The organism is Gottfriedia sp. S16(2024) (genome assembly GCF_050473765.1).
In the GTDB taxonomy this organism is placed as follows: domain Bacteria; phylum Bacillota; class Bacilli; order Bacillales; family Bacillaceae_G; genus Gottfriedia.
This window is the reverse complement of the sequence record NZ_JBFLUO010000001.1, coordinates 4,279,131-4,299,151: the sequence shown is the minus strand read 5'-3', so window position 1 is coordinate 4,299,151 and position 20,021 is coordinate 4,279,131. Positions and strand designations below refer to the sequence as shown.

Annotated in this window: 17 protein-coding genes; 14 read left to right on the top strand and 3 right to left on the bottom strand. The window is 30.2% G+C overall.

All coding sequences use genetic code 11. The features are described from left to right. Nucleotides 1–103 precede the first annotated feature (103 nt). The 5 genes from AB1282_RS20510 to AB1282_RS20490 all read left to right on the top strand — a co-directional run bounded on the left by AB1282_RS20510 (nucleotide 104) and on the right by AB1282_RS20490 (nucleotide 7,134). Nucleotides 104–2,236, top strand: a complete 2,133-nt coding sequence (locus AB1282_RS20510) for an SEC-C metal-binding domain-containing protein (protein WP_429900236.1) — start codon at nucleotides 104–106, stop codon at nucleotides 2,234–2,236. 1,156 nt (nucleotides 2,237–3,392) lie between these two features. Beyond that, nucleotides 3,393–4,373, top strand: a complete 981-nt coding sequence (locus AB1282_RS20505; RefSeq protein WP_429900234.1) for a thymidylate synthase — start codon at nucleotides 3,393–3,395, stop codon at nucleotides 4,371–4,373. A 658-nt stretch (nucleotides 4,374–5,031) separates the two neighbouring features. Further along, nucleotides 5,032–5,514, top strand: a complete 483-nt coding sequence (locus tag AB1282_RS20500; protein WP_056466389.1) for a dihydrofolate reductase — start codon at nucleotides 5,032–5,034, stop codon at nucleotides 5,512–5,514. Nucleotides 5,515–5,624: 110 nt separating this feature from the next. Then, nucleotides 5,625–6,281, top strand: a complete 657-nt coding sequence (locus AB1282_RS20495; RefSeq protein ID WP_056466385.1) for an FMN-dependent NADH-azoreductase — start codon at nucleotides 5,625–5,627, stop codon at nucleotides 6,279–6,281. A gap of 148 nt (nucleotides 6,282–6,429) precedes the next feature. Then, nucleotides 6,430–7,134 carry a lysophospholipid acyltransferase family protein gene (locus AB1282_RS20490; protein WP_056466382.1) on the top strand — a complete coding sequence of 235 codons (705 nt, stop codon included), beginning with the start codon at nucleotides 6,430–6,432 and terminating at the stop codon, nucleotides 7,132–7,134. 38 nt (nucleotides 7,135–7,172) lie between these two features. Here the strand turns inward: AB1282_RS20490 and trhA are convergent, their stop codons facing one another. Next, on the bottom strand, nucleotides 7,173–7,799 hold the full coding sequence (gene trhA, locus AB1282_RS20485) for a PAQR family membrane homeostasis protein TrhA (protein ID WP_056466379.1): 627 nt from the start codon (nucleotides 7,797–7,799) through the stop codon (nucleotides 7,173–7,175). 201 nt (nucleotides 7,800–8,000) lie between these two features. Here trhA and iadA point away from each other — a divergent pair, with 201 nt between their 5' ends. From iadA to AB1282_RS20465, 4 genes are all read left to right on the top strand, one after another. Then, nucleotides 8,001–9,173, top strand: a complete 1,173-nt coding sequence (iadA, locus tag AB1282_RS20480; RefSeq protein WP_056466375.1) for a beta-aspartyl-peptidase — start codon at nucleotides 8,001–8,003, stop codon at nucleotides 9,171–9,173. Between the two features lie 387 nt (nucleotides 9,174–9,560). Further along, nucleotides 9,561–10,610, top strand: a complete 1,050-nt coding sequence (locus tag AB1282_RS20475) for a BMP family lipoprotein (protein ID WP_429900230.1) — start codon at nucleotides 9,561–9,563, stop codon at nucleotides 10,608–10,610. 176 nt (nucleotides 10,611–10,786) lie between these two features. Next, nucleotides 10,787–10,972, top strand: a complete 186-nt coding sequence (locus AB1282_RS20470) for a twin-arginine translocase TatA/TatE family subunit (RefSeq protein WP_056467043.1) — start codon at nucleotides 10,787–10,789, stop codon at nucleotides 10,970–10,972. Nucleotides 10,973–11,223: 251 nt separating this feature from the next. Further along, nucleotides 11,224–12,066: a DegV family protein gene (locus tag AB1282_RS20465; protein ID WP_056466368.1), complete on the top strand. Its 843-nt coding sequence runs from the start codon at nucleotides 11,224–11,226 to the stop codon at nucleotides 12,064–12,066. A gap of 32 nt (nucleotides 12,067–12,098) precedes the next feature. Here the strand turns inward: AB1282_RS20465 and AB1282_RS20460 are convergent, their stop codons facing one another. After that, nucleotides 12,099–13,049: an MBL fold metallo-hydrolase gene (locus tag AB1282_RS20460; RefSeq protein ID WP_390311897.1), complete on the bottom strand. Its 951-nt coding sequence runs from the start codon at nucleotides 13,047–13,049 to the stop codon at nucleotides 12,099–12,101. A gap of 171 nt (nucleotides 13,050–13,220) precedes the next feature. Between AB1282_RS20460 and AB1282_RS20455 the strand changes: the two genes are divergently transcribed. Next, nucleotides 13,221–13,805, top strand: coding sequence for an SCO family protein (locus tag AB1282_RS20455; RefSeq protein ID WP_429900228.1), 585 nt, complete (start codon nucleotides 13,221–13,223; stop codon nucleotides 13,803–13,805). Nucleotides 13,806–13,941: 136 nt separating this feature from the next. On the opposite strand, the gene AB1282_RS20450 is transcribed toward AB1282_RS20455, so the two are convergent. Then, a complete protein-coding gene (locus AB1282_RS20450) occupies nucleotides 13,942–14,427 on the bottom strand; it encodes an Hsp20/alpha crystallin family protein (RefSeq protein ID WP_056466359.1) in 486 nt (161 codons plus the stop codon). A 158-nt stretch (nucleotides 14,428–14,585) separates the two neighbouring features. Between AB1282_RS20450 and AB1282_RS20445 the strand changes: the two genes are divergently transcribed. The 4 genes from AB1282_RS20445 to AB1282_RS20430 all read left to right on the top strand — a co-directional run bounded on the left by AB1282_RS20445 (nucleotide 14,586) and on the right by AB1282_RS20430 (nucleotide 20,004). After that, the gene (locus AB1282_RS20445; protein ID WP_056466356.1) at nucleotides 14,586–15,071 is read left to right on the top strand and encodes a GNAT family N-acetyltransferase; all 486 of its coding nucleotides are present in this window, start codon (nucleotides 14,586–14,588) and stop codon (nucleotides 15,069–15,071) included. Nucleotides 15,072–15,250: 179 nt separating this feature from the next. Further along, nucleotides 15,251–17,164 (top strand): hypothetical protein, encoded by a 1,914-nt coding sequence (locus tag AB1282_RS20440; protein WP_156339598.1) that lies wholly within the window; start codon nucleotides 15,251–15,253, stop codon nucleotides 17,162–17,164. Then, complete coding sequence (locus tag AB1282_RS20435; RefSeq protein WP_056466348.1) at nucleotides 17,154–19,025, top strand: hypothetical protein; 1,872 nt, start codon at nucleotides 17,154–17,156, stop codon at nucleotides 19,023–19,025. The genes AB1282_RS20440 and AB1282_RS20435 overlap by 11 nt, the downstream gene beginning before the upstream one ends. A gap of 421 nt (nucleotides 19,026–19,446) precedes the next feature. Then, nucleotides 19,447–20,004 (top strand): hypothetical protein, encoded by a 558-nt coding sequence (locus AB1282_RS20430; RefSeq protein ID WP_056466345.1) that lies wholly within the window; start codon nucleotides 19,447–19,449, stop codon nucleotides 20,002–20,004. Nucleotides 20,005–20,021: the final 17 nt, after the last annotated feature.

Genomic DNA, 20,021 nt, shown 5'->3' with positions numbered 1-20,021 from the left:
AATCCTATGATTTTAATTGTATTGAAAATACTGAAAAGTGTAATTTGTATAAAATTTTAAATTTTTTTAATTAAAACTTTTTTAAATATAAGGGGATTTTGCTGTGAAGGTAGAAAGAAATGATAAATGTCCTTGTGGTAGTGGGGAGAAATTTAAAAATTGTTGTATTAATGAAAGAAAGGTAGTTAAACACAAGAGTTTGGAAGGGATTTATGATAATTACTTCATTGTATTCGACAGTAATAAGGAAAGAGAAGTTAATCCTTCTTTACATCTTTACAGTCCGATTTTAGCTGATGTTTCTAAAGCTTTATGGTATTGCTTACATATGCCTAGAAACGGAATGGATGTTATATTTTCTCCTGATAAATTTTTTGTTGAAGGTGACGTATTGCATCAGCATAATATATTTATTATATCTTCAGAACTTAATGAAGCTAATATTGATTTACTCAATACATTTCACCCAACACTTTATATTAGCGAAGATTCTTGTTATGAAGAATCTAAAAAATTAAATGAATTATGTCCTGCTAAATTAGGTTCTGTTAGTATACAAAATTTGTCTTCGAATCTTCTTTCTGAGCAATGGGAGTCTATTAAAGAAAAAGTTAAGACTACATTTAATGATAACAATATAGAAATGGAATCAATAAAAATCCTAGATGTATCCCCAAGATTATTGGCTGATGAGGAAAGATCTACTTTACCTAATATTTTTTTAGCCAATCAAAATGGAGATACAAAAGAAGTTCTAGAATTCTTAAATAGAGATAATTATTCATTAAAAGGAAGAATGTATGCTACGAAAAAACAACTTACTCTATTTAAAATATGGGATCAATTAGGGAGTGAACTGGAAAAAATAAGTGATTATGAGATTACTAGGGCTTTAAATAAAGCTTACATATATACGCCGTGTCCACTTATTATTACTTTACCAGGAGGACCACGCTCACGAAAAAGTTACAGGGTTGATTCACATGAGCATATAATTAATGAAGAAGAAAAAGACTTAATTAATTTCTTTGGTGTTCAACGTGCGATTTCTCAACAGGGGATTTGGTTAGAAGGTAATCAATTAAATCCAGATATATTTAATAAGTTAGATAATTTAGAAAGACATTTTTTCGCTACTAAAAGAAAACGAGAGTTTATATTACGAACTATGAAAGATTTTGGTAATCATTTGGCTGAATGTTTAGGTATTGAGAATCTAGGAGAATATGCACTTGCTTCTCCTAGAATCATAGCCTTTACAGATTTTCCAATTGGTTTAGCAATACCACCTGGTTACAGTGATCCATTGTGTAGTATGACTGCTATTTCCTATCGTCCAATAACTCCGTTAACAAATACTTTTAAATATGGCTTAAATCATATCAATGACCATTATATTGGCTTTGGACGAGGGTTTAAAATATTAATTTTAGAATGCTTATCTGAAAATGACCACATTAGAAAGTATTCTGATTTAGGATGGTCGATAATGAGAGAACAACTTTCTGAAAATAAATTAGTAACCATCTATTATGAAGTTGTTAATTCAAAAAAAGAATTAGAGGATAAAATAATTACTTATCAAAATATTGATTTCTTAATTATTTCTGCACATGGGACATATAATCATGAAGGTGTTTCTGGATTGGTAGTGGGTGGAGAATTTTGGTTTCCTGAACCAACGCTCAAAGTACCACCTGTAGTCATTCTTAGTGCTTGTCATGTAGCTACTAAAGGAAGAGGAAATTATACAATCAATGACGCCCTATTAAATGCAGGGGCGATAGCGGTATTAGGCACACTTATACCCGTAAATGTAATAGAAAATGCAGGATTAACGCAAAGATTATTCTTATATATTTCGGAGACATTGCAAGGACTTCATGATTGTTTAGATTTAGCTGAGGCATGGAAACGTGTGATTAATATGAATATTTCTTTTAGTATTTTAAATTCAACTAAGAAATTAGCAAATTGGTCATTGACAAAGAATGTGGAAAATTTAACACCATATGAAAAATATTTCGAAATGATGAGAAAAGAAGGAGAAAAACCAGGAGGAATACACCTTCAAACTGTTGATATTTTAAAAGAAATTGCAGATGAATTTGAAATGAAGGAATATTTGGAAATTGTTTTAGAAAGAAGTGGTTACATTTCTGAATCAATATTTTATATTTTCAGTGGATATCCTGAAAAAATTCTTATTCAACCAAAATTATGGATGGTAAAGTAAAGTGGTTTGAAAGATTTTTGAAAGGAAACATTTTTTTGTAATAGTAATGTTATGTACTTTAACTATTATCATTTATACCAAATTTGAGAATATTCCTCCTTTACTTGTGTTGAATAGGCTTAATATACTTTATTAGAGAAATTCCATAAGGTCAAGACAAGAAACTTAAACAAATGAATAGAGATTAGAATTATGACTTTATATCTCCAATTATAGGGGAAATATTTTCTTAGCTAAAATTTGAAAAATACTAATTACACGATAAACTAACCGTAGATATTAAAATTGCGTTTAGTTTTTTTTGTTTATGCTTTAAATCTTTAAATACCAGACTAAATATTCAGTTATATTATATCTGAATGTTTAATATGGAACTTATTGAATATGAAGAGCAAAATAACTCTTATTTGTATTTCCTGATAAGAAAATTAGAGTGGTAGAATTACCATCAAAGTTTATAATATAGATTAACACTCTTAGTTTAAAATACAGAAATCATCAAATCACTTATTACAATACCAGCAATTGCTTCTATGGTACTATCTACAATCCCTATGTAACGTTTCTCAATGTAAGCTTAAGAAGAATAATATTCCAAGTTTACAAGATTTCACTGATAATGCTATATATTTTAATATGTATGTCAAAAGCAGTTTGGAGCGAGGAGGTACTATTAATGAATGTAACACATTTATTAGTATAGCGATGGTTATGAGGATTAATCGGTTGCATAAGCAACATCCACTATACAGAAAAATATTTAGAAAATATGGTAATAATATTCCATGTTATCTAAATATAAAATGCAATTAATAGATACTTTAAAACCAGCCGAACATGTAATTAATACTTTTGTAATAGTCATGGGGAAGTATGAAATGACAATAATTCCTTTGAAAATTCATCAAGAAATTGAATACAATACACATTTACAATGGATTAAAAAGCATGGTAGTATATATAACGATGCAGATTTAACTAGAACATGAAAATAGGATACTAAGACAATCTTTAGAAATACAGATGTCTAAGAATAACGCGGTATATGAACAATTAGTTTAATTAGAATTGAAGATAAAAAAACTATATTAGTTTCAACAAAAATTGAATTATTAAGATAATACATACGAGTAAAAAATAGTGGAGGTTAATTAAATTGTCAAATCAGTTAGAACAAACATATTTAGAGTTTTTAAAATATATTTTAGAAAATGGTGTAAAAAAAGAAGACCGTACTGGTACAGGAACAATTAGTGTATTCGGATATCAAATGCGATTTGATTTATCTAAAGGATTCCCGCTATTTACAACAAAACGTACACCCTTCCGCTTAATTGCAACTGAGTTATTATGGTTCATTAAAGGTGATACAAACATTCGATATTTACTTCAAAATAATAACCATATCTGGGATGAATGGGCTTTTAAAAAGTGGATAGAGTCTAACGAATACCAAGGGCCAGATATGACGGATTTTGGGAATCGTTGTTTAGTCGACCAAGAATTTAATAAGATATATCGGGCAGAAATGGAGACGTTCTGTAAGCGTGTCTTAGAAGACGATGAATTTGCCGAGAAGTATGGTGAGCTTGGTAATGTTTATGGTAAGCAATGGCGTAATTGGACAACCATAACAGGCGAAACAATCGATCAATTAAAAGATGTTATTGAGCAGATTAAAACCAACCCTGATTCCCGTCGATTAATAGTGAATGCCTGGAACCCAGAGGATGTAATCAATGCTGGCAAAAAAGGAAGTAAAGCTGCTTTGCCACCATGCCATGTAATGTTTCAATTTTATGTAGCCAATGGTAAGCTTAGTTGCCACTTACTGCAACGCAGCGCAGATTCGTTTCTTGGATCAAACTTTAATATTCCGTCATATTCATTATTAATCCATTTAATTGCTCGAGAATGTGATTTAGAAGTTGGTGAGTTTGTGTACAGTATTAGTGATGCACACATTTATTCAAACCATATAGAACAAGTAAAGGAACAATTATCCCGTGACTTACGACCTCTACCTAAATTAATAATTAATCCTGAAAAGAAATCAATTTTTGATATTGAATTAGGGGACTTAAAAGTTGAAGGGTATGATCCACATCCTTCTATTAAGGCTCCAATTGCAGTGTAAGAAAAAAGATAATCAGAATCCAATCCCACTCTCTGATTATCTTTTTAATATCATATTTTAATGTTCAGTATTTGACACGTGATATTGGAGATAATGAAGACTTGGTTCTCCATCCTTGGATCCATAGGTTTTATGAACAAAGACAAGATGCTCAAAGAATAACCCATAAATGGCTTAGCCAAATATTACAATGTATTATTTATACTATCGAATGGTTATTAAGGTGGCTGAGAAATAAAATTGTAATGTTAGGAGTTGTAAATTCGGAAAATGAACTCCTTCTTAATACATAGAGGTGTTTATTAAATAATTTATTGTAAGTGAAAATGCTATAAATTTATTAATTTAGTGTAATTCACTTGAATTTAATTATAGGGTGGAAGAGTAAAATATGGGGACTGTGTATTTAAGTTTGATTTAGAAAGGTATGAGTAACCCAGTAGTAGCAATATTTTTAAAATAGCTATTGAATAAAATTTAAAAGTTAATTAGGTATCTGATTAAGTAATTACGATATAATTATATAATATCTAAAGTGGGAAAATTTTTACCTAAAAAGGAGTTAAACAGAATTTATGTTGTTGAATCGGAAAATATATGAAGATTTTACATTAGAAGATTATGAATGCCATCCTGCGATCAAAGGGGTAGTAAGTGTATGATTGCTGCATTAGTTGCGATGTCAGAAAACAATGTGATCGGTTTAAATAATAAAATGCCTTGGCATCTTCCACAGGAGCTTGCTTATTTTAAGAAAGTAACTACTGGATATACAATTATTATGGGAAGAAAAACCTTTGATTCAATTGGTAGACCACTTCCAAACCGAGAAAATATCGTTGTGACAAGACAAAAGGAGTTTCATGCAGAAGGTGTTACAGTCATTAATGATGTTATAAGTTATGTTGAAGAAAATAAAAATAAAGATTTATTTATTATTGGTGGAGCGGAAATTTTTAATTTAACTTTCCCATATTTAGACACACTTTATATTACTGAAATTGAACATAACTTTGAAGGTGACACTTTCTTTCCAAATTTTTCAAAGGAAGAATGGAATGTTAAATCTGTATCTGATGTACAAGTCGATGAAAAATCAAAAATTAAATTTAGATATTTTGTTTATGAAAAAAAGTGTTGACATCTTGAATTAGAGATATTATTATGAGGTTAAGGGATTTATTTATCCCTTAATTTTTAATAATAAATCTCGAATTAAAGATAAACGAAACTGAGAGGAAGATGTTTAAGATGAAAAAATTACTTTATATTACTGCAAATCCAAATGCAATTGAAAATTCATTTGGTCTATCTGTAGGGGAAGCATTTATTAATGAATACAAAAAAGCAAATCCTGAAAATGAAGTTGTTCATTTTGATTTATTTAAAGAAAATGTTCCTATGTTAGATGGAAATGTATTTGATGCGTGGGGCAAATTAGGAAACGGTACTGCTTTTGAAGAATTAAGTGCTGATCAACAAGCTACTTTAGCTGCTATGAATCGTAACTTAGAAATTTTCACTCAAGCTGATGAGTATGTATTTGTTACACCATTCTGGAACTTTAGTTTCCCATCAGTAGTAAAAAACTTTATTGATAATATCTCAATTGCTGGCAAAACATTTAAATATACTGAAAATGGTCCAGTTGGTTTACTTGAGAATAAAAAAGCTTTACACATTCAAGCAAGTGGTGGCGTTTATTCAGAAGGTCCTGCAACTGGAATTAACTTCTCTAGCCCATACTTAACAAGTATTTTAAACTTTGTAGGTGTTACTGATGTAACTACATTATTCGTAGAAGGTATGGCTGCAATGCCAGATAAAGCACAAGAAATTAAAGCTAATGCAATTGAAAAAGCTAAAGTTCTTGCTGCAGAATTCAGTGGTGCAAAAGTTTCGAACTAAAGATTCACTATATTAAGGAATCGGCTAATACAAGCCGATTCTTTTTTTTGTGATTCTCGTTTTATAACATAATCAGGATGGATAATACTTTTCAAGTGGTTGGGCATTTTGTATAATAATTAACATACTCAATTATCGGAGGATTAATATGTTTCGCACAATATTTGCTGCAACACGCATTGTCATTGGTGTAATTGAAGCAAAGCTAAAATTATCATCAGTAAAAAAAATACCAAAAGAATTACCTGTACATGAGCAAGACCGTTTAATGCACCAATTTCCAGATTATTTCGGGAAAATGATGATTGGTTGTACTGGTAGTAAAGTTAAGGTTGAAGGAATCGAAAATATTCCTAGAGATCAAGGTGTCCTATTTGTAAGTAATCATCAAAGTAATTTTGATATTCCACTATTATTAGGATATTTAGAAAAACCTATTGGATTCATTGCAAAAATCGAACTAAAAAAACTGCCGATTGTACCTGACTGGATGGATCAAATGCATAGTGTATTTATGGACAGAAGTGATCGAAGACAGTCACTTAAAGCTATAAAAGAAGGCGTTGATAAACTGAAAAACGGCCATTCATTAGTAGTTTTTCCAGAAGGAACTAGAAGTAAGGGTAGTCAAATGGGGGAATTTAAATCAGGAAGCCTTCATTTAGCAACGAAGTCAGGGGTTCCAGTTATCCCTGTAAGAATTGAAGGGACCTATAATATTTTAGAAGCTAATGGTAATCGAATTAAACCAGCAAATGTTACACTTAAAGTATTTCCACCAATTTATCCTGAACAAATTGGAATGACAGATGCCAAAGAATTAACTAACTATATTAAAGAGATTATTGAATAATAAAACTAAAAGCGCTCATTTGAAATGAAGCGCTTTTTTTAAACTACAAATTTAAATATACAAAAATACATAGATGCACTACCTAATAATACAAATAAATGCCATATTGCATGACTATATGGCCAGCGTTTGACTAGAAAAAAAATTGTACCAATCGAATAAAATAGCCCGCCTAATAATAAGTAGAAAAATCCTATTCCAGATAGTCCTACATAAATAGGTTTAATTGCGAACATCATTAACCAACCCATAATTAAATAAACAATGGTTGAAAATAATTCAAATCGATTAACATAGATAAATTTAAAGACTACTCCCGAAACTGCCAAACCCCAAATAATGGTAAATAATGACCAGCCAATCTTTCCTCTTAATGTTACGAGTAAAAATGGAGTATAAGTTCCAGCGATTAATAAATAAATTGCAGAGTGATCTAAAATTGTAAATAGTCTAATTAATTTTGGGTCTCTGACGCTATGAAGTAATGTTGAGCAAATATAAAGTAGCAACATAGACAAACCAAAGACTGTAAAGGAAATTAAATGCCAAGGTGTCCCTTTATTAATAGCCTTATTAATTAAATAATATAGTGCTGGGATACTCAGTATTGCACCAATCCCATGAGTAATAGCATTTGCTAATTCTTCTTTCATTGCTCTACTCATAAAAATGCCTCCTATTTTAATTGAATCATTTTTAACTATGAGAGTATTATGAACAAATCTAGAGATTTAATGTTTTCAATATTTTATAGCTGTATGTATATTTTGATAGATCATTTTAACAGTTACTAAAAAGGAACGATTCATAACAGAGACAGATATGGTAAGCTGAAATTAAACAAAATTATCTAATCGGAGGTATATATGTTACTCATAAAAAATGGTGAAATATTTACACCAAAGTCGATAGGTAAAAACGATATTTTAATATCGAATGAAAAAATTGAGCATATTCATGAAGAAATAGACATTACCTCAACTTCAACTTCGGTACCTATACAAATATTTGATGCATCTGCCTACTATATTGTGCCTGGCTTCATTGATGCACATGTTCATCTTATTGGTGGTGGAGGGGAAGGTGGCTTTAAAACAAGAACTCCAGAATTATTGTTGTCTGATTGTATTAAAGGAGGAATTACCACCGTAGTAGGAGTCATAGGAACAGATGGAACAACAAGAACTATGACTAGCCTACTAGCAAAATGTAGAGCATTGGAAGAAGAGGGAATAACTTCATTTGTCTATACGGGCTCATACCAAACACCTGTCAAAACGTTATTTTCTAAAATTGAAGAAGACATCATTCTAATTGATAAGATTATCGGTGTAGGTGAAATAGCCATTTCGGACCATCGATCATCTCAACCGACAAAGGAAGAATTTGCAAGAATAGCTGCACAAGCTCGAAATGGGGGCTTACTTTCAGGAAAGTCCGGCGTTGTGAATGTACATATAGGAGATAGTAAAAAAATGCTGTCAATGATCGAGGAGATTGTCGAAGAAACCGAATTACCAATTACACAATTTTACCCAACACATATTAACCGCAATAGCTATTTATTTGAAGCAGGAATTAACTTTGCTAAAAAAGGAGGGTTTGTTGACTTTACAACTAGCTCAATCCCACACTTTTTGAATAATGGTGAAGTGAAATGTAGTGTAGGGTTGAAAAGAATGCTCAATTCAGGTGTTAGCATTGATCAAATCACGTTTACATCTGATGGACAAGGTAGTCTACCCGATTTTGATGAAAACGGAATACTCCGAGGCATGAAGGTTGGAAGAGTAAGCAGTTTATTTAACGAAGTAAAAGACGCAATTTTAATTGAAGGCATCAAGATTGAAGATGCAATTAGCGTAATCACTAAAAACCCAGCCAATATATTAAAATTACAAAAAGGCCAAATCAAAAATGGATTCGATGCAGATTTAGTCTTCCTAAATAAATCCACACTAGAAATTGAAGCAGTTATTTCAAAAGGAAAAATTATGATGCAAGATAAAGAGGTTTTAGTAAAAGGAACATTTGAATGAGATAGGATTAAGAATAACAGGAATTATTATTTATTCCCTGCTTTTCTGATTGTAGAAATTTTAAACGGTCAAGACTCCTTTTGGAAATGCGGGAAGGCTGAGACCCCGCAGGAACGAATGTGACGAGGAGGCTCAGGTCTCGCCCCATTGAAAGCGAGCATGCTGTAGTGGAAATCAACATCACTCTACTCCTTTTACGAAAATTCGAGAATTAAATAATAAGAATGTTTATCAGCAACGTGAAAGCAGGAAGTACAAAGTACTACCTGCTTTTTAAATTTTAAATCCCCAAAACCCTCATTTTCCTAATCCATCTTCTTTTCAACGAATAAAACAATAATCGAAAATTCATACTAGAAATAATTGTATTCGAATGAGGTGAATGATTTGTATATAAAAAAGACTGCATTAATCTTAGTTTCGATAATTGCAGTCGTTATTTCGGCTTGCAGCAGCAATAATCAAGATTCTAGTAATACGTTCAAAATAGGAATCGTCTCAAATTCAAATGGAAAAAATAACAGTTATTTAAACTCAAGTGCAATGAAAGGTATTACTAAATTTGCAAAAGAGGAAAATTTAAAAAAAGATCAGAATTATAAATACATTACAACAAGTAGTACAAAAAGTTTTGAAAAGAAAATTACTAAAATGGCTGATTCAAATTATGATTTAATAATTGGAATAGGTAATAATTTATCTTCTGTATTAAATAAGGTTGCAGAAAACAATAAGAGTACGAAATTTGGTGTGATTGATTCAAGGGTTGACCAACCAAATGTAATTAGTATTAATTTTACTGAACAAGACGGAAGTTTTTTAGCAGGTGTAATAGCAGCAATGAAAACAAAAACCAAAAAAGTTGGATTTATCGGTGGGGACGACAATGAAATTATTAACAGATATAAGTATGGGTTTATTTCTGGAGTAAAATCAGTAAATAAAGAAATTGAAGTTCTAACTGCGTATTCAAATACGTTTAATGACCCTAAAATAGGTTCAAGAATAGCAAACGACTTTTTTATGAAAGATGTAGATATTATTTTTCCAGTAACGGGTTTAACAAGTAAAGGCGTATTTACAACTGCAAAAAAGGTTAGAAGATCAAATCAAAGAGAAGTATGGGTAATAGGAGCTGACCGCAATGAGTATAGACACGGTTTACCTGAAAACGTAACGCTCATCTCACTTGTGAAAAAAATTGATCAGGCAGTATATGATTTAGCTAAACAAACAAAATCAAATGAATTTCATGGTGGTAAAACATTAATTTATGGTTTAAATGAAGATGGTATAAAATTAATATTGGCGGATAATAATGTTGAGGACTCAATTTTAGTAAAGGTCAATGAATATAAGGATAAGATTCAAAGTGGTTCTTTAGTGGTACCTAGTAATAAAGAAGAGTATTTACAGTTTATAGATAAATTAATTTAAATAAAAAACAAAATTAGGAAACAATAATGTTATTATGTAAACTATAAACGAATAAGTTATTAAATTTTATTAAAATTCCTTGAAATTATTTGACGAATGAACAAATTTTTGACAATATTACTATATAAGGAAAGTTTGGTACTTACTTATTAATAGTGGATGGAAGTTGGGGGAAAATAATGGCTAACATAGGCTTTCCAGGTTTAATTTTAATTTTAATTTTAGCATTAATTATATTTGGACCAAAAAAATTACCTGAAATCGGAAGAGCATTTGGAGATACACTTAGAGAATTTAAGCGTTCTACACAAGGTTTAACAAATGATCTTTTAGAAGAAAAAGACGAAAAGAACGGCAAATAAATCGGTAAAAGACTCGGTAAAAGTACCGAGTTTTTTATTTTGGAAAATTCTACAACTACTCAATATGTATTCAATAATTTCATCTTAACCTTCCTTTAAACTAAAACTCTCCTACTTGTCAATATGATTTTCAAAGAAATATTGAAATTTTAATGGAACTTTAATATTTACTGTTAACTCATAGTAAAAATGATATAATGAATTTACTTTGCAAAATTTGTAGAATTTTAGAGAAGAAAGATGTGAATTGATTGGCAAACATTAAGATTGTAACTGACTCAACGGCCGACTTATTAAAAGAAGAAATTGAAAATTTAAATATAACAGTCATTCCTTTAACAATTCAAATAAATGGTGGAACATATTTAGATGGAGTTAATATATCTCCAAAGCAATTTATTGAAGAAATGCAACAATCAGTTGAATTGCCAAAGACATCTCAACCAGCTGTAGGAAAATTTGTAGAAACATTTGAAAAATTGACAGCCGATGGCAGTAAAGTCATTTCAATTCACTTATCTAGTGGTTTAAGTGGTACTTATTCAACTGCATGTGCAGCTGCTGGGATGGTTGAAGGTGATGTAACAGTAATCGATTCAGCTTTTATTACAAGAGCAATGGCTTTTCAAGTCATCGAGGCAGCACAAATGGCTGATGAAGGATCCACTGTTGAAGACATTGTTAACCGTCTTACAGAAATTAAAAATAGTACGTATTTATATATAATGGTAGATACACTTGAAAATTTAGTTAAAGGTGGAAGAATTGGAAAGGGTAAAGCCTTCATTGGGTCATTGCTAAATATTAAACCGATTGCATCACTTGAAGGGGGAGTTTATTCTCCAGTTGGTAAAGTGCGTAGCCATCAACAAGTAGTAAAAACTTTAACTAAATATTTTGAACAAGACACACTTGGAAAAGCCATAAAAGGTGTAGGGATTGCTCATGCAGATGCTACTGAGCTTGCAGAGACACTTAGAAATTCAATTCAACAACTAACGAACCTTGAATTAGATAAAACAGATTATACAACTCCAGTAATTAGCACACATACAGGTAAAGGTGCTATAGGGTTCGTTTTTTATGCTGAGTAGATTTTATATTCAACATTGGAAAAAGAAGAAGCTTAATAAATGGCTTCTTCTTTTTTATTTCTAACGGTAGAGTGATGAAATGTTTCACCTAGTAAAGAAATTTGAAGCTTTTCAGGTTTTATTTTTTTCCTTTTCCATTCAGAACATAATCGCTCTAGAGCCTCAAAAGGAGTATCGTCTGCAAGTTTAAATGTTCCGTAATGCATTGGGATAAATAACTTCGCGTTTAGATCTAAAAACGCTTGAACAGCTTCTTCTGGTGACATATGGTTGTGTTTCATAAACCATTCAGGTTCATATGCTCCGATTGGAATAATTGCTGTATCAATTTGAAATCTTTTACCGATTTCTTTGAAGCCTGAAAAATAAGCACTATCACCAACGTGATAGATACATTCTTTAGACGTTTTGAAAACAAATCCACCCCAATGTGATTTATTTCTGTCAAATAATGTTCTCTTCGTCCAATGTTGAGAAGGTACGAATGAAATATTGATCCCTAAAAGGTCTTTTGACTCCCACCAATTCATTTCATGGACATTTTTATAGCCTTTACTAACAAATTTTTGTTTTAAGCCGATCGGTAAAATAAATCGTGTTTTTTTAGGGAAGTGTCGCAATGTATTAAAATCTAGATGATCATAGTGACCATGAGAAATACAAATTATGTCAATTGGAGGTAATTCTGATATAAGTATGCCTGGTTTTGATAATCGTTTTTTTAAAGCCATTTGATTAGCATAAACAGGATCAGTTAAAATATTGACTCCGTTTATTTGTATTAAAAAAGTAGAGTGTCCAATCCAAGTAATTGTTGTTTCATTACGATTTTCCTTTAAATAGGAGATTTTTTTATGACTACATTGTTGAATTACACTACTATAATCCTTTTTTGCCCTACTTCTTTCTATTCCGCATTTGATAATATCTTTAAAAGTTTTACGATAACTCGTGTCTAAATTTTCATATTTTTTATTTGCCATTATCAGTCATCCTTTCAAGATTCTTTATCAATATGTTTAGTTTAACTTTACTTTGTAAAAATATCATTTGAAAAATTTTAAATATATATGTCAATTAGTTTAAATTATTAGAAAGAAACGATCTGTTTTTGATACAATGGACAAGTACAATGCTAGCGTAGGGGGATAAGTATGAAGAGAAATACGGTATTTGTGACATTTATAATGATTTTATGCCTGGCTTTATTAAGTGGCTGTGGAAATAAAATTGAAAATCCTTTAAATTGGGATTTAGAAAAATTTACATACACTAACCAGGACGGTAAGACTTTTGGGACAAAAGACTTAAAAGGAAAAGTCTGGCTAACAGATTTTATATTTACAAGTTGTGAAACAGTTTGTCCGCCAATGACAGCAAATATGGCAAAACTTCAACAAAAGGCTGCAGAGAAGAAGTTAAATGTAGACTTCATCTCATTTAGTATTGATCCTGAAGTTGATAAGCCACAATTATTAACTACATTCGCAAATAAATTTAATGCTGATTTTAGTAATTGGAATTTCTTAACGGGATATTCTCAAAAACACATTGAAAAATTTGCATCTGAAAATTTTAAAACGATTGTTAAAAAACCTGAAAACAATTCACAAGTTATCCATGGTACTAAATTTTATTTAATTGATCAAAACGGAAAAATCGTTAAAGATTATAGTGGTGTAAGTAATGTGCCATTTGATGAGATTTTATCTGATATGGAAACATTAACAGGGAAATAAAACTGCGTTTCAGTAAAAAAATTATCTATCTATTTAATAAAAAACTGAGTTTCTAAAAGATACTCAGTTTTTTTGTTTAATTTGAATTTAGTTAATTGGATTCGTTTAAGTAGTCGGTAATATGCAAAATCGTGTTTTAGTCTAAAAAGATTTGTTTTTGGTATTCAGGTAATTTTGTACCTTTTATGACAAGCATACCGTTTTCGTATGTTGCTGTTGCAGTTGTTGCATTAATTGGGTAAGGTAATTTTACAACTCTTTGGGATTGGCTATAAGAATATTTTTTATAGGAGTAATTTGATTGATCATTTTGTACTTCAGTAGTTGTATCAGATTTTAAGCCAATTGTTAAGATTGTTCCTTCAAGGTCCATATAAATTTGTTCTTTACTTACACCTGGCATACTTGCCTGAATGATTAATTCCTCACCGTTTTCAATGATTTCTACACCGATTGAGGAAAAAACTCCATGTTTATGAAAGAATTTATCAATTTCATCAAAAAGACCTCGAATTGGCGACTGATCGATTAGATCATCCACCTTTTTTAAATAATGTTGAAGATCAATAGATGAATGACTTTGCTTTTCATCTTGAGTGTTGTTATTTTCTTTTTCACTCATTTTCATACCTCCTATCATTCCGACTAACGCAGTATATGTAAGGAGCCTAAACACTGTGCATGTTTTGATGTAAGGATTTTTTATGAATAGGCATGTTGAAATTCAATTTTTGTAATGTACAATGAATGGAAAGATAAAACGCGAGAAGAGGAAGTAGAATGGAAATACTTTTTGCAACAAAAGAAGATGTACAAGAAATTGTAACAATTTATAATGATGCAATTCTAAATACTACAGCAACATTTGATATGAAAATAAAAACGGAAGAAGAAATGCAAAAATGGTTTTCCAACCATACAGATCTTTACCCGGTAATTGTTTCTAAAGATAATGGACAAGTAACTGGGTATTGTTCACTTACTCAATTTAAGGAAAAAGATGCATATAAACATACAGTTGAACTATCTGTATATATTCATCCTAATCATCGTCGTAAAGGGCTAGCGAAGGCATTAATGGTTGAAATGATTGAAACTGCTAAAAAATTAGGCCACTTTACTATTATTTCTTGTATTACTAGTGGGAATGAAGTGAGTGAAAGATTACATGAGAAATTAGGATATAAAAAGGTAGGTCATTTTTATAAAGTAGGCCAGAAATTTAATAAATGGCTAGATATCGCATATTATCAATTAATGCTATAATACAAATCCTGTAATCTGAATGGGATACATTTTAATCGTAAAATTTTAGATTTTGTCCACACACTGAAACACTCAGGTTTAACTGGGTGTTTTTATTTGTAAAAAGGCCGTATTATTCATAATTTCTATACTATGAACGTAAAATGTAGGAGAAATGTCGGAAAGTGGGGGAAATGACTTTGAAATTAAAACGCGCATTGACCCAGAAATTAGCAAAAAAAATTCACAACTTTTTATTCCTTGGAAAAATTGTTACAGAAAGAGTAGTGGACCAAGAGAAGCAGAGCTTACTTTATTATGAAGACGAAGATCATATTCGTTTTTATATAGAGTGCTTATCTCCAATTCCATCAAAGTTAAAAACGAGTTTTTCAACTCAAGATGTTTTGTTTGTAGGGACAACTGCAAATAAAAATAATGAAAGTAAAATAAAACCACTAATTAAAAGTAAGAAAAAAGATGAGATAATTGAAGGATTAAAAAAGATTTTTGATTCTAAATTAGTCATGTTTCGTCTTGAATATGCAAATGAAGTAGTTACAGCAGATCTAGTAGAGTTTTTTGATGGGAAACGGGACACCTCCTATCATCTACTGCCTGTCATTGAACTTAGGGGAGAGGGAAAGCGTGAAGAGGTCGAAAACCGACTAATAAAAGGTTCTTTGCCAATTCATTTGCCAAAATACTTTAATGATTTTGATCAACCAGAATTTGTCTTTTATGAAAATAGACTATATGGCAATTTGTTTTTAAAATCGATGATGAATGATATTAGTTACTTAGAAAAACAAAATGAAGTTACATTTCAAGATTATGATGAAGATGAACTTAAAAAGTCATTTATTCATTTAAATCATTTAATTTATTTTATTCCCGAAAAACAATGGGAAGAGTTGAGTAAAAACTTTAAAAAAGAATGTAAAGAACTTATTTATACGCAAGAATTTACCGAGAAACAAGCATTTCCAATTGAATGGAGTAATGATACTGAAAATGCTTTTATTGAACGATTTTACCAAAATTGTTTGCAGCAAGGCTTGTTATACGAAAAAAAAGATATTATTAATTTTCATATATGTTGTAAATTTCAGGCTCTAACAATTTTAGGTGGTGTAAGTGGTACTGGGAAATCACAATTAGCACGTATATATGGTGAAACCTTAGGACTTGAATTTGGAAAGGAGTTATTATTTGTTCCAATTTCCCCGTCTTATCGAGAACATTATGATTTATTAGGCTATTTAAATCCGACTACTGGGATTTATATAGATTCTGAGACTGGATTAACAAAATTACTGATAGAGGCTGAACAATTTCCACACAGGATGTATATGGTGATATTTGATGAAATGAATCTTTCTCAAATTGAACATTGGTTTAGTAAATTTTTATCAATTTTAGAAATGCCTCAGGATAAGAGAGTCATAACTTTATTCCATGATCATAACGTAGTCATTAATCAATATTATAAGCCTAAAGTAAGAATCGGTAATAATATTATTTTTGTTGGAACAGTTAACTTTGATGAAACATCAAGTGAGTTTTCTTTAAGATTATTAGATCGTGTAAATATCATCTCACTTAGGTCAACGTCATTCGTAAATTATGCAGAAAAGATGAATAACGAAAATATTTATGAAACTGTGCCACAAATTTATATTAATGCAGAAAACTTCAGTAATTGGACGAAGAAAACTTTAAGTGCATCTGAACTTACAAGTGATGAATTAAAGTTTTTTGATGAGTTTAATAAAATAGTTGAACATTCACTAAGTGAGCGAATAATCTCTCCGCGTATGATTAAAGATTTATCAAATTATTTAGCTAACATACCTACTCTTCCTTCCCATATTCAATTCGAACGCAAAGAAGCGATTGATCTTTTTGTTAAGCAACGCGTATTAACTAAAGTTAGGGGATTATTTGCTAATTTAGAAGAACTAATTGGTACTGGGGAAGGGAACGAGCAGGAAGGGCTACTAAATATGGTCATGAAATCTAATTTAGGTAGATCAATTTCTGATTTTGAGTATTCGATTAAAGAATTGAAAAAGAAAAGAAAGCAACTGGAGATTGATGGATATGTCAACTAATAATAGTCCAGAAATTTTTGAGCCTCTTTATCTACCATTTACGATTGCAATTCTTGTTGGAACTAGGGGGAAAGAGGAAAAAATATCTCTTGATGCACTGACAATGAACCCAAAAGAGGCTTACTTATTTGCCTATGAAATACAAGAATTAAAAAGATTTTTATTTCAAGTCGATGGTGAGTTTGACGGTAAAATTACGTTCGTTTGGAATAATCTTTATCATTTTCAACAAGAAAACCTGGATGATCAGCAGTTTATTTTTACATCTGAAAAAAGAAAAATATTAATATATGAACATGGTAAAACCGAGAATGCATATCCTTGGAGATGCGGATATTATGAATTTTGTATTATTTATCAAGACCAACACTTTTATGGAATGATAAAAATAGTACCAAAAAATTTAGATTATGATCAATTAGAGTGGATGCATTCAACATTACATCAACAAATAAATGGAATAATGAATGACTCACAATACTTTAAAAAATCTTCCGCTTCATTTACTCAAAATGGAACAATGTATTTTTGGCCAATTATTCGATTTATCGAGTCAAATGAAGAGAGACTGCTAGTTGCAATTCAGCAATTTATTAGTAAATTAAAGCGGAAACAAAAAAAGGAATATGAATTAAAAAGGCAGGTGAAAAAATTAGATTTTAATACAATTAGATGGACCTTATTGCATCCAGCCATTTCAAATGCAACAAATTTAACAATGCAACCGGTCGTTCAAGAAGAAAATTATATAGATGAAATAAAATATGCTAAAAATAAAGTTCGTAAATTTATACTTACAATTGAAACTCTATTAACTTTTGTAAAATATGAATTAGTTAAAGACAAAAATAAAATGGATCAAATCGATTTTCAAGTGAAGGATATAGAAAAAATGATGCAGAATGTAGTTGGAAATGGCTCAATTACTGATCGAGAAAAAGCTAAATATAGACAGTCAAAAATGTTAAAAGAGCTAGAATTAGAAAAATTATCTAAAAGTGTTTCAGAAAAAGAGCGCATTACGAATTCTTTGGAAAAACTTTATGAAGTATATTTTAGAGAATATACAATCGGAATCTTTCGAATAGCGACGGATACTGATACTTCAAAATATCCAACTAGTCCATCGAAAGTATTTTTAAATTTTATTCATTCTTTAAGCTTGTTTGATAAAAAGGTAAAGGAATACGGAAAAAAACAAATGCTTTTACCTGTCTATAAGCCAACTTTTTTACTATATGAATACTTTGTCTTTTTCTCATTATGCGATATTTTCTTAAAGCTAAAATTTAAAAATGATTCTGAACCATTAGCTGAACAGATTTTAATGCATATAAAAGACGATGAGTTAATGGATGGGGCATTTGTGTCGCTTGAAAATAAAAGTTGGATCATTAATTTAGTTTATAACGAAATTATTGAAGGAAGTCCGCAAGTATCACTGTTAAAAGGAACAAATTTTTTTAGTGGTGAAGAATCTAAAAAACCGGATATAAGATTAGATTTTTATCGAAAAAAAAATAAAGAATACGTTGCTTCGATCATTTTTGAAATTAAATATAGTCCAATGTTTAATATTTATCAACCAGTAGGGAATACAAAGGCAATGGAACAAATGTATAAATACTGGGGACTAAAGTATGTTGAACGTGTTAATGGAAAAATGACATATGTGCGAAAACCGATCAATGAAGTAATTTGTTTATATCCAGGTAGTAATGTTCATCGTAAAGTTCTTGAAGCGGGCTGTGGTACTTATATTCAGTTTTATCCTAGGAAAAAGGGCGAGGATTTTTATGAACTAATTGGTGAAAGAGAGCTAGTAGATATAATAAACAGAACACTTGAAGAACTTAAATAACCCAAATTTATACTGTATTTAGAAAGTCAACCAACCAATCTTTATGTGCCCTTTACCATTCGACGGCATAGGGCATATTTCTTTAATTCGAAGATGTTCTTTGACATTTTCATACATTGTTTATATTATAAAATACGAAATAATATTTCTGTTTAAAATTTACATTTTATTATTAATCTATACTACAAAACTAATTATGAGATAATTTTGATTTCACAAATTATACATAATTAGTTATGTAAGCGTTGCCAAAAGCTAAATTTTACCATACAATAGAGCCATATATAAACAGGCCAATTAAATATTTTTTTAACAAAATAACTAAATAGAATTAAAGAGACAATATTAAAATTTGGTATAAACGTTGTTTAATAGACGTAAGATAAGAATATTTATATAGGAATTTTAGGGGTGAGTGAGAGTGTTTCGTGTTATTCATACAAAAGAAGAGAATAATTTATTTAACGAGCTTTGGGGAGATTTTTGTGAAGAAAACGAAATACCTTTCTTAGTAAGAAGTAATGAAGTTACTCGTTATGGAATTTGTAATTCGGATAAAAAGTTAATTGGTACCCTCGAGTTTAGTAAATATAATATTGAAAATGAGGATAAAAATAAATATTACTATGATTTTTCCGAAAACAAATACATTAAATATATTCAAAATGAAGAAATCTATGAAATTGGTAAATTATTAATTACAAGAGAAAATAGAGGTAAAGGATTTTTTAAACAAATTTTACTAGCATGCTATGATCATGCCAATCAAACTAACGCTGATTGGTATATTGGTACAATAAATAAAAGACTATATATGTTTGCTAGAAGTGCAGGATTTAAAATTTTACCGATTGATGAATATTTTGAAATAAGTGATGATATAATTGCTGTACCATTTTTATTGGATATAAAGCATGCTATTAAACTATTGAAATATTCAAATGAATTTAAAGAAATCTTAATGTATTATGATAAATAAATGAGAAAAACTCAGGG